We start from the raw sequence: 10,883 nt of genomic DNA, 5'->3' as shown, positions 1-10,883 counted from the left end.
GGCATCCAGGCTATCGCGATATGCCTGCTTCAGTACCGACAGCTGCCTGCCCTGCAGCGAAGAATCAGAGTAAAAGCCGGGCTCGCGCCATTGCATCAAACGCTGATGAAACAAATAATCCCGGCCCAGCGGATCCAGAAAACAACAGGCAATCTGCTTTCCCTGCGGATCAGCGGTAAACGAGACACCGGCAGGCAACAACAGCGTTCGAGCACGAAATCTCTCTCCGCTTACGTCAAGCAACACGTCATCTTCCAGGCCAAACAACAGGGTATGCGCCCCGGCTGAAAAAGTAATACGGCTGCCGAGATAGCCCACATAGAGCGTTCTCAAACGCCACAGATACAACGTGGAAGGTGGCACGTCGGCTTGTTCATTCAGATTATTATTCTTGTCTTCCATATTTTTTCTCGACTGAAAAACAGTCTTTGCAGACTTACTGCATCGAATCAGTAGTGCCTGTGAATCCCGTCACAGTGCGCCAAAAACCCGATTCGACCACGCCCCATTCCTACAAGTCAGTATCACCAAACCTTCCTATAGTCCAGTCGTCGACAAACAAAACCAGCAGCCATGGCGCCGGCTGCATTCTAATAAACAGGAGAAAAAACATGTCGATCATCGCCCGTGGCCTGATCATGGCCACCGTTCTGATATTAAGCACCAGCCAGGCCCATGCCTGGTCCTGGTTCGGAAAAGACACACACTACGCCGACACCCGCTACCCCATCGTTCTGGTGGGTGGCATCATCGCGTTCGATGACATTGCCGGTATCGATTATTTCTACGGTATCGCCGATGACATGCGCGACTACGGTGCGGATGTGTACGAAAGCAACGTCAGTGCCCTGCAAAGCAATGAATACCGTGGTGAAGAACTGATTACCCAGATCGAAAACTACCTGGCCGTCACCGGGGCGCCAAAAGCCAACCTGATCGCTCACTCACAGGGCGCCCCCACCGCCCGCTATGTGGCAGCAGTGCGCCCGGATCTGGTAGCGTCGGTTACCTCCGTGCACGGTGAGAACCGCGGCACCCGGGTTGCCGATATCATTCGTGGAGTACTGCCTGAAGGCAGCGTATCGGAAGGGCTCGCCGACATGATCGCCGGGGGGTTTGGCGCCCTGTGGGAAATGGCATCCGGCGGCCCCAATGCCAATGACCAGTCCGCCACGGCAGTACTCGCCGATTCCACCACCGCAGGCATGGCTGCGTTCAATCAACGCTACCCCCAGGCCATGCCCAGCTCTGCCTGTGGCACCAGCGGCCAGCATTCCGTCAATGGTGTGCGCTACTGGTCCTGGGGCGGTACCGGCGTGCACACCAACCTGCTCGACCCGTTCGACAGCCTGCTGGTCACCGTCACCCAGTTTGCCTTCCCTTCCGGCGTCAAGCATGACGGTGTATTGCCCCTGTGCGGCATGTACCTGGGCAAACCCATTCGCCACAACTACCGCCACAACCACGCGGATGCCATCCGCCAGCTGTTCGGCCTGATGGGGTGGGAAACCGACCCGAAAACGTTATACCGCAATCAGGCCAACCGCCTGAAAAACGCTGGCCTGTAACGCAACCATCCCCGCAGGGACCGGCTTTCCTGCGGGGCAATCCGGATCGAGACAAGACCATGACACGCACACTTGCACTTCTGGCCACCGTCTTTGTATTGGCCACCGGGGTATTCTGGGGGCTCAAACGTATTCCTGTACCCCAGCATGCTCAACCGGCACAACAGCAACCCGATGCGCAGGCCAGCCACACCCACAGGCCGGCCACCGAGTCACCCGGCATTGCCAAACCGGCGTTCTCCGACGCACTGGCCAATACCTCCTTATCGGGCACACAGGTTCCCGGCAAACTCATGACCGACTCACAGGGTCACCTGATCGCAAACAGCAGCAGCAAGGCGATCATGGATTACTTTCTTTCCCTGAGTGGAGAAATGCCGGACGCGACAATCCGTAAACTGATGGAGCAATGGGCACGACAAAACGCCGGCGCCATCGCCGCTGCTGACCTGCTTGACCTGCTTGACCGCTACCACCATTACCGCACCGCATTCGCCAGCGGCGATTACGCCGCCCATTATTCCGGTAATGGCGATGACGACATCCGCCGTAAACTGCAAATGCGTCAACAACTACGCCAAGAGACCTTCGGCGCCGATACCGCCAATACCCTGTTCGCCGACGAAGATCGCTACGACCGGTTCAGCCTGGAGCGGCACGACATCATGACCTCAGACCGTTCCGATGAGGAAAAGACGGCAGCCCTGAGAGCCCTTCGCAGCACCCTTCCGCAGGCGCTGGCAAAGCAATACCAGCAGCAGTATGACCTGCAGCACCTTCCGGCCCGGGAACAGTCGATGAAACAAGAGGGAGCCAGTGCCGAGGAGCTGTATGCATTCCGGCAGCAGCAATTCGGCGATGCCGCCGCCCTGCGTCTGCAGTCACTGGAGGCAGAGCGTCAGGCCTGGCGACACCGTTATCAGAATTACACGCAGCAGCGAGACCAGATCAATCACGCCGCCCTGAGCAGCGACGACAAAAAAGAACAGCTGGATGCCCTGCGAGCTCGCCTCTTTAACGCCAGCGAGCAGCAACGTGCCGCCGCACTGGATCGCCTCAATTAATCAGCAACGCGGCAGAATGGCCCGACTATCCGACAGCGCCTACATAACCGGCGGGCAGGCTGAGAGAACGAAAGGTTATTGCGCTCCCTCATTCGCTGTTTTGCCAGTACTGCCCGGACCACTGGATCAGATGCCGACTGCCACTCAGCCTGGGCCCGTCACCACCTCAGGCAACAACAGCACCACACCCGCATAACTGGCTACCAGCAACGTCATGGCCACCCCGAGCCCAAGGAAGGGCCCCACATTCAGGGAGCGATGGTAGATAAAACTCTGCGCCGCCAACTGCCAGCTCACCAGCACCAGATACAGCAGCTCGATCGCGCTCAGCGACTGCTCCATGCTGGCATTCAGCGCCAGCAACGGCAGGCTCAGGAGGGTCAGAATCACATCCACCCCCACCAGCGACAGAGCGGTCTGCAACCAGCGCCCCTGCAGCCCCTTGAACGATAGCAACAGGCCTGTGCCCGCCAGCACCACCGCCAACGACAGCAACTGGCTGCTCACCAACACGCCAATGGGCAATGCGGTCTGCAGGCTGCCCACCAGTAGCTGCAACACAAACCAGCCGGCCAGCACCAGCGCCAGCAACGATGGAGAATACGGGGCATTCTCCGGGCTGGCACGAAATATGGCCAACCGCCAAAACAGGGTCATCAATACAGTCATGGATCCTCCGGGCCGCTATTCTTTCAGAGCCGGGGAGAAACAGCTACTAGCGACGAGCGTCTAGCTACGAGAAAACATAAAACCACTGCCGCTATTCCTCCTCCCCCCGCTTAATATCGCGGGCACAGCGCAACACGCAGGCACCTACCCATCCCGCGTCTCGCAGCTGGAAGCTCGTAGCTTGTCTTTGTTTCGTCCGACAACTGCAGGTGTGTTTCATGGCCTGCTTCGCTAGAATGCACGCAAATTGAATCAAGGGGTCTCACATGGCGCGTAAAAACGCTTTCTACGCTCAGTCCGGCGGTGTCACCGCCGTCATCAATGCTTCCGCTGCCGGCGTCATCGAAGCCGCCCGGGAAAACAAAGATGTCATCGGCAAGGTTTATGCCGGCCGGAACGGCATCATCGGCGCACTCACTGAAGAGCTGATCGATACCAGCAAAGAAAGCAAAAGCGCCATTGAAGCGCTCAAGCACACCCCGGGCGGCGCCTTCGGCTCCTGCCGTTACAAACTGAAAGACCTGAAGACCTCCCAGCGCGAATACGAGCGCCTGATCGAAGTCTTCAAGGCACACAACATCGGCTACTTCTTCTACAACGGTGGTGGCGATTCCGCCGACACCTGCCTGAAAGTCTCCCAGCTGTCGGAGAAGATGGGTTACCCGATTCAGGCCATCCACGTACCCAAGACCGTGGACAACGACCTGCCCTTCACCGACGTGAGCCCCGGCTTCGGCTCCGTGGCCAAATACACCGCAGTGAGCTGCCGCGAAGCCGCCCTGGACGTGGCCAGCATGTGCGCCACCTCCACCAAGGTGTTCGTGATGGAAGTCATGGGCCGCCACGCGGGCTGGATTGCCGCATCCGCCGGCCTGGCCAAGGAAGACGCCGATGATGCGCCGCACCTGATCCTGTTCCCGGAAATTGCTTTCGACAAGGCCGCCTTCATGAAGAAGGTGGACGCCACCGTCAAGAAAGCCGGTTACTGTGTCATCGTGGTATCCGAAGGCGCCCGTTACGAAGACGGCACCTTCCTGGCCGACGCCGGCAACACCGACGCCTTCGGCCACAAGCAGCTGGGCGGCGTGGCGCCAGTCATTGCACAGATGGTGAAAGACGAACTGGGCTACAAATACCACTGGGCGGTGAGCGACTACCTGCAGCGGGCAGCACGCCACATTGCCTCCGCCACCGACGTGGAGCAGGCCTACGCCGTGGGCCGTGCCGCGGTGGAATTCGCCGTGGCCGGCAAGAATGCGGTCATGCCCACCGTGGTTCGCAAGGACACCAAAAAGTACAGCTGGACCATCGGCGAAGCCCCACTGAAGAAAGTCGCCAACGTGGAAAAGAAAATGCCGCGCAAGTACATCAGCAAGGATGGCTTCGGCATCACCCCTGCCGGCCGCGCCTACCTGGAGCCGCTGATTGGTGGCGAGTCCTACCCGCCTTTCAAAAACGGCCTGCCGCAGTTCGCCAAGCTGAAACTGGCCCCGGTGGCCAAGAAGCTGAACGACGCCTTCGAGGTGTAAGCCACACCTAAGCCACACCCCGCAACGAAAAACGCCCCGCATCGCGGGGCGTTTTTATTCTACTCCAGATTCACGCCTTCACCCCCCCTGCAGGAGTTCCCTTCCAGGGGACGAACCGTGCGAAGCACGGAATCGATCGAAGGTCGGTCAGGGACTTCAGGTTTCAACAAACTGAATGAAGGCATGAGGTGAACCTACCCCGTTTCCCTCGCCTGGGCTCGGGTTCGTCCCCTGGAAGGGAACTCCTACAGAGGGGCTTCGTAGCTCGGACAGGAATCGGGGAGCCAGCACTAGCCCTCCATCGCCGCCATGTCCATCCACATCATTTCCCATACATGCCCGTCCGGGTCCGCCAGGTTGCGGTTATACATAAACCCCAGATCCTGAACCGGGTTGATATCGGCAGTGCCACCGTTCTTCGCAGCGGCCGCATCCACCGCATCCACCGCATCACGACTATCAAAGGAAAGCGCCAGCATCACTTCACTGGAAGAGGAAGGTGGAATCGGCCGGTCCGTAAAGGTCCGCCATTTGTCGTGGGTCAGCAGCATCACATGGATCGCTTCGCTCCACACCATGCAGGCAGCCGTCTCGTCAGTGAATTGCGGGTTGTTCTCAAACCCCAGTGCAGAGTAAAAGTTCATGGCTACCGTCAAATCCGCCACGGGCAGGTTCACAAAGATCATTCGAGTCATGGTGCTGTCTCCTTGATTAGTCATTAGGGGGTCCTGGCACAATGTGCCTTCATGATCTAATCGATTGGCTTCCCTTCCCGTGGCGGCGAGACGCACAACCGCCCACCAATGCCACGTTTTTTATAAGCCAATTAACCAGAAAAGCCCCGCCTTCACAAATGGCGGGGCCCTGGTACGCGATCACTCAAAATTCGGACAAGGCCTTCTGCAAGGCCTCCAGCTCTGCTATCTCGTCCGCTATCTTTTTCTGGTACTTGGCGACTTTTTCCTCGTCACCATCAGCCCGGGCCTCGTCCAGATCTTCCTGATAGTCCAGAAGATCACTTCGCGATTCTTCAATATCGTCTTTTAATTCCTGGCGCAGGTAGTCATCCGTGCAATGGTCCCGGGCTTCGGCAAGGGCTTTTTTCAACCCGGCGACCTTATCTGCATTGGCCTGCTTCTCGGCGTAATCTATCTGCGTTTCAATCTCACAGAACTTCCGTTCACAGCCGACCAGGCCATCGCAACGGGAAGAGGCCACCACTGATGCTGAAAGTGAGCCAACCACTAACGCGGTTAACGCGGGTACCGTGAATGCAAATCTGGTTTTCGATCTGTCCATTATCTTCTCTCCCTGAATGGCCCGTGGGTATCGGTTAATTCCAGTCCGGTCTTGCCGCGGGCAGGTATTGACCGTGCCGAACCCGGCTTTGCCGGGTTTATTGACGTTACAAGATCGCGCGCCGCTTGCACATGATTGCCATCAGATCACCGGCTACACTGGGGCCATGATGCGTTTTGCTGTAGTGATGCTTGCGGGGCTGCTGTCGTTACCGGGCGACAGCCCGGCCGATGACAGCAAGGTGACCGTACTGGTAGTACGCCATCGCTGGCATACCGGTATTGCCTTCCCTGCGGAGCAGCTCGATCCTGCACTGCAGTTTCTCCCTGCCTATTTTTCGAAACCCGCCTACTATGAAATGGGTTGGGGTGATGATGCCTTCTACCGCCAGGACAACAGCACCTGGCGACTGGTCCGCGCCATGTTGTGGCCAACGAACAGCGTGCTGCATGTGGTCGCACTTGACCGGCACCCCGAAACGCTCCCCCACGGGGATATTCAGCCGCTGTGCGTCAGCAGGATGCAACTGGCAGCGCTGCAACGGGCAATCGCCAACGACTTTGTGCTGGACGATAACGGCACCCCCATCGACGCTGCCCCCGGGCTGTATGGCGACAGCCGTTTCTTTCCTGCGCACGGTACCTTCTGGCTCGGCAATACCTGTAACAGCTGGACGGCCCGGCGACTCACCGCTCTCGATATTCCCATGGGCTACCTGACGCTGACCGCCAACGGCGTCATGCAGCAACTCACCGGACGCACCGCCTGTCGGGAACCCGGCCATCATTAAACAAAATGGTTGAACATTCATTCCCGCACCTATAAATTCAACCTTATGGTTAAACAAAACGATCAACATCTGGATGCTGTTTTTGCTGCTCTTGCCGACCCCACCCGGCGGGCCATGCTGCAACAACTGGAACAGGGCCCTTGCAACGTGGGCGAACTGGCAGAGCCTTTCGCCATGTCATTTGCTGGCGCCTCCAAGCACGTCAAAGTGCTGGAGAAGGCCGGGCTGCTTATCCGGGAGGTGCAGGGCCGAAGGCACCATTGCCGACTCAACGCCGCCCCCATGGCGGAGGCAGACGCTTGGCTACAACGCTATCGGGTGTTCTGGAACGACAAACTGGACGCGCTGGAACAGGCGCTCAAGGACGGAGACTGACAGGAGGTTTGTGATGGAAACCGATGTACGATTCGACGACGCTACGACCCTGACGATAGAACGCACCCTGCCCGGCCCCATTGAGCGCGTATGGGCCTACCTGACCGACCCGGACAAACGCGCTCGCTGGCTGGGTGGCGGCACCCTGGGCGAGTTTGTGGGTGGCGCAGTGGTGATTCATTTCCGTCATCAGGATTTGTCAGAGGATATCCAGCCGGCCCCGGACAAGTACAAATCCATTGAAGGTGGAGCCACGCTGACTGGCATCATTACCCGCTTTGAGCCACCCCATGTGCTGGCCCATACCTGGGGTGACAATGAAGGCGAAGTCACCTTTTTCTTGAGCGCGCAGGGCGACCAGGTTCATTTACGGCTTACCCACCACCGCTTGCCCGCTGACGAAAACACCCGCATCAGTGTCGCCAGCGGCTGGCACACCCATCTGGGCATTCTGGCCGAAGAGCTGAACGGCCAACCCCGCTCGTCCTTCTGGCCAACACACACACAATGGGAAACGCACTATCAGCGCGTTTTGCAGGAAAGCGAGGCCCCGCATGACTGACACGCTAACCGTGCAACTGATGTTTCAGGGCCGGGCCAACGCGGCCCTCGATCTCTACGACAGCGCTATCGCTCCGTTAGAGCTGCTGAGCCGAACGCTCTACGGCCCGGACGAGATGGGTGAAAACGGCCAGGTGAAAACCGCCTGGTGCCGTATCGGCAACGTGCGGATACACTGTTTTGACAGCCCTGTGCCCCACGACTTTGATTTCACCCCATCGACCTCGCTGTGTCTTGCCCTGAAGGACAAACAGGCAGTAGCCGACACCTTTGCAAAACTGGCAGACGGCGGCACCGTGCTGATGCCCCTGGACAGCTATGACTTCAGCCCCTGGTTCGGCTGGGTGCAGGACTGCTTCGGGGTGTCATGGCAATTGTCTGTCACCGCACCCGGTGACGCGAAGGAAAATGTCTAGGAACGGTCATCACGCCCGTTTTTACGGGCGTGCTCCAGCAAGTCCTCCACGTATTCCTGCTCTTCATGCAGGTCGTCCGTGACGGGCGGAGCATGGGGCAAGACCTGATTCAAAAACACCGCCACCAGGCCACACAGACTGATGCCCTGCAAGGTAAAGTCACCGTTGCCCATGACCATGCCACCGATACCGAAAATCAGCGTAACCGCCACAATCACCAGGTTGCGCTGAGCGTGCAGGTCCACCTGCGCCTTGATCAGGGTATTCATGCCCACACTGGCAATCGACCCGAACATGAGAATCAGAATGCCGCCCATGACCGGCGTGGGGATGCTTTGCAGCAGCAGGCCGAACTTTCCGATAAACGCCAGCAGGATGGCGAAAATAGCCGTCCAGGTCATCACCACCGGATTGAACACCCGGGTCAGCATCACCGCGCCGGTGACTTCCGAGTAGGTGGTATTGGGCGGTCCGCCAAACAGGGCCGCCACCATACTCGCCACGCCATCGCCAGTAAGCGTGCGATGCAGGCCGGGTTTGCGAATGTAGTCCTTGCCGGTCACGTTACTGATGGCCAGCACATCGCCCACATGCTCAATGGCTGGCGCCAGCGCCACCGGCACCATAAACAGGATGGCAGGCCAGTAAAACGTGGGTGCAATAAAGGTCGGCACTGACAACCAGCTCGACTGACTCACCCCGGAGAAATCCACCATGCCCATGGCCAGGGCGGTCAGGTAACCCGCCATCACGCCACACAGAATCGGTAGCAACCGAAATAAACCATGCCCCAGGGTGGCCACCAGCATGGTGGTCAGTAGCGACACCATGGAGACCAGCAGGGCATCCGCGTACGGAAACATCTGCAGTTCACCGTTGCCGGACATGCCCATGGCAAAGTTCACCGCCGTGGGCGCCAGGCTAAGCCCGATGACCATAATGATGGGGCCGGTGACCACCGGCGGCATCAGGCGGTGCAGAAAGCCCGGCCCCCGCCACTTCACCAGTGCACCCAGAATCACATAGACCACAGCGGTACAGAACAACGCCCCCATGGTGGCCGGCACGCCCCACTGCTGTACCCCATGGGAAATCGGTGCCACAAAGACAAACGAGGACGCCAGGAAAACAGGAATCGAACGGCGAGTAATCCACTGGAACAACAATGTGCCCAGCCCCGCGGTAAACAGCGCCACACTGGGATCCAGCCCGGTCAGTAACGGCATTAATACCATGGCCCCAAAAGCCACAAACAGCATCTGCGCGCCGATGAGGATGATTTTCCAGTTCCAGAATCCGCCGGCCTGACTCATGTACAGCTCCTGATTTGTGATTGCCTGTGGCTTAGGCCACCGGGCGATACCCGGTTATTTGGTCCCGAAAATCTTGTCTCCGGCATCTCCCAGGCCCGGCATGATATAGCCCTCTTCGTTCAGCCCCTGATCCACCGAAGCGGTGTAAAGGGAGACATCCGGGTGCGCCTCCTGGACCTTGCGAATACCCTCCGGGGCTGCCACAAGTACCAGGGCACGAATCTGGGTACAGCCGGCTTTTTTCAGCATATCGATACAGGCCAGCATGGAGCCACCAGTCGCCAGCATCGGGTCGATCACCAGCGCCATGCGCTCGTCGATATCGTGGGCCAGCTTCTCGAAATAGGCCACCGGCTCCAGGGTTGCCTCATCCCGGTACACACCCACCACGCTGACCTTGGCACTGGGGATCAGTTCCAGCACGCCATCCAGCATCCCCAGTCCGGCCCGCAGAATCGGCACCACGGTGATTTTCTTGCCTCTGATGCGCTGGGCCGGCGCCTTGCCCATCCAGGTATCCACCTGATAATCCTCCAGCACCAGGTCGCTGGTGGCTTCATAGGTCAGCAGGCTGCCCACTTCCGCGGTGAGCTGGCGGAAACTGCGCGTACTCAGGCTTTTCTGGCGCAGCAGGCCGAGTTTGTGTTTTACCAACGGGTGATGGATTTCGTGGACACTCATGGCTGCAGACTCCTGGAGACAAGCTAAACGAGGGCACGGATCATTCCGGCAATGGCGATATTGTGACGGCTACAGCGAAAATGTCACCGGTGCACACGCTGTCCCGCACCGGGCTATCCTCACTAACCAGGCAGTGCTAACGTCAAAGAAAAGAAAAACAGGGAGAAACCGTGAACAAAACCCTTGCCGAAATGAGCCAAAAAGCGTTTGTTTATGAGTGTGCCAGCCGCGCTCTCGCAGCCAGTTTTTCCAATCCCGCAGCCAAACCCTCCATCGCCAGCATGGTACGCGACGCGGAAAAACTCTGGGAGGAACTGCAGGAATGGGAAAATCGACAGGAGTCTCAACCATGAAGCGTTATCTGATTGTTTCAATCTTTGCCCTATTGAACGTGCTCTCGGCGCCACTATGGGCCGCTGACAGCCTCTCGGTGAGCGAACTGAAGCAGCAAATGCAGGACGGCAAAGCCCCCATCATTATCGATGTGCGCGATGAAGACGAATATCTGGCCGGGCATATTCCAGGCGCCATCATGGTGCCCGCCAAGCAGATGGAACACCACCTGGACATGATGGAGCAGTATCGCAAGGAAGATATTGTGCTGTATTGCCAGTCTGG

General features: G+C 58.4%; 14 protein-coding genes and 1 pseudogene. 9 read left to right on the top strand and 6 right to left on the bottom strand.

Features of this window, described 5'->3' with window-relative positions; translation table 11 throughout:
- Nucleotides 1-402 (bottom strand): annotated as a pseudogene (locus tag A3730_RS05515) (AraC family transcriptional regulator); the annotation flags it as partial.
- 209 nt (nt 403-611) lie between these two features.
- Between A3730_RS05515 and A3730_RS05510 the strand changes: the two are divergent.
- Nucleotides 612-1,568, top strand: coding sequence for a triacylglycerol lipase (locus A3730_RS05510; RefSeq protein WP_063520347.1), 957 nt, complete (start codon nt 612-614; stop codon nt 1,566-1,568).
- A gap of 59 nt (nt 1,569-1,627) precedes the next feature.
- On the top strand, nt 1,628-2,632 hold the full coding sequence (locus A3730_RS05505) for a lipase secretion chaperone (RefSeq protein ID WP_063520346.1): 1,005 nt from the start codon (nt 1,628-1,630) through the stop codon (nt 2,630-2,632).
- Nucleotides 2,633-2,776: 144 nt separating this feature from the next.
- Here A3730_RS05505 and A3730_RS05500 read toward each other — a convergent pair whose 3' ends face one another.
- The gene (locus A3730_RS05500; protein WP_063537666.1) at nt 2,777-3,301 is read right to left on the bottom strand and encodes a hypothetical protein; all 525 of its coding nucleotides are present in this window, start codon (nt 3,299-3,301) and stop codon (nt 2,777-2,779) included.
- Nucleotides 3,302-3,567: 266 nt separating this feature from the next.
- Between A3730_RS05500 and A3730_RS05495 the strand changes: the two genes are divergently transcribed.
- Nucleotides 3,568-4,830, top strand: a complete 1,263-nt coding sequence (locus A3730_RS05495) for a 6-phosphofructokinase (RefSeq protein ID WP_007151519.1) — start codon at nt 3,568-3,570, stop codon at nt 4,828-4,830.
- 290 nt (nt 4,831-5,120) lie between these two features.
- Here the strand turns inward: A3730_RS05495 and A3730_RS05490 are convergent, their stop codons facing one another.
- A complete protein-coding gene (locus tag A3730_RS05490) occupies nt 5,121-5,525 on the bottom strand; it encodes a VOC family protein (protein WP_063520344.1) in 405 nt (134 codons plus the stop codon).
- A 184-nt stretch (nt 5,526-5,709) separates the two neighbouring features.
- Nucleotides 5,710-6,129 carry a DUF1090 domain-containing protein gene (locus A3730_RS05485; RefSeq protein ID WP_063520343.1) on the bottom strand — a complete coding sequence of 140 codons (420 nt, stop codon included), beginning with the start codon at nt 6,127-6,129 and terminating at the stop codon, nt 5,710-5,712.
- A gap of 166 nt (nt 6,130-6,295) precedes the next feature.
- Between A3730_RS05485 and A3730_RS05480 the strand changes: the two genes are divergently transcribed.
- Genes A3730_RS05480 through A3730_RS05465 form a run of 4 tightly spaced genes read left to right on the top strand, consistent with a single transcriptional unit; the run spans nt 6,296 to nt 8,271 of the window.
- Complete coding sequence (locus A3730_RS05480) at nt 6,296-6,919, top strand: DUF2459 domain-containing protein (protein WP_063539253.1); 624 nt, start codon at nt 6,296-6,298, stop codon at nt 6,917-6,919.
- Nucleotides 6,920-6,964: 45 nt separating this feature from the next.
- A complete protein-coding gene (locus A3730_RS05475; protein ID WP_063520348.1) occupies nt 6,965-7,294 on the top strand; it encodes a helix-turn-helix transcriptional regulator in 330 nt (109 codons plus the stop codon).
- Between the two features lie 13 nt (nt 7,295-7,307).
- On the top strand, nt 7,308-7,856 hold the full coding sequence (locus A3730_RS05470) for an SRPBCC family protein (protein WP_063520341.1): 549 nt from the start codon (nt 7,308-7,310) through the stop codon (nt 7,854-7,856).
- Complete coding sequence (locus A3730_RS05465; protein ID WP_063520340.1) at nt 7,849-8,271, top strand: VOC family protein; 423 nt, start codon at nt 7,849-7,851, stop codon at nt 8,269-8,271. Before A3730_RS05470 ends, A3730_RS05465 begins: the two co-directional genes overlap by 8 nt.
- Here A3730_RS05465 and A3730_RS05460 read toward each other — a convergent pair.
- Together A3730_RS05460 and upp are read right to left on the bottom strand one after the other, a co-directional pair.
- Nucleotides 8,268-9,584 (bottom strand): uracil-xanthine permease family protein, encoded by a 1,317-nt coding sequence (locus tag A3730_RS05460; protein ID WP_063520339.1) that lies wholly within the window; start codon nt 9,582-9,584, stop codon nt 8,268-8,270. The two genes, A3730_RS05465 and A3730_RS05460, sit on opposite strands and share 4 nt — an antisense overlap.
- Nucleotides 9,585-9,638: 54 nt before the next feature.
- Entirely contained in the window at nt 9,639-10,265 is a 627-nt protein-coding gene (upp, locus tag A3730_RS05455; RefSeq protein ID WP_063520338.1) for a uracil phosphoribosyltransferase, read from the bottom strand.
- A 170-nt stretch (nt 10,266-10,435) separates the two neighbouring features.
- On the opposite strand from upp, the gene A3730_RS05450 reads away from it, so the two are divergent.
- Nucleotides 10,436-10,618, top strand: coding sequence for a hypothetical protein (locus tag A3730_RS05450; RefSeq protein WP_063537662.1), 183 nt, complete (start codon nt 10,436-10,438; stop codon nt 10,616-10,618).
- A partial coding sequence (locus A3730_RS05445) for a rhodanese-like domain-containing protein (RefSeq protein WP_231883857.1) occupies nt 10,615-10,883 on the top strand: 269 nt, incomplete at its 3' end. The genes A3730_RS05450 and A3730_RS05445, both read left to right, overlap by 4 nt.

The sequence above is a fragment of the Alcanivorax sp. HI0044 genome, assembly GCF_001634945.1.
The sequence above is the reverse complement of the archived record's forward strand: the minus strand, read 5'-3'. Positions and strand labels throughout refer to the sequence as shown.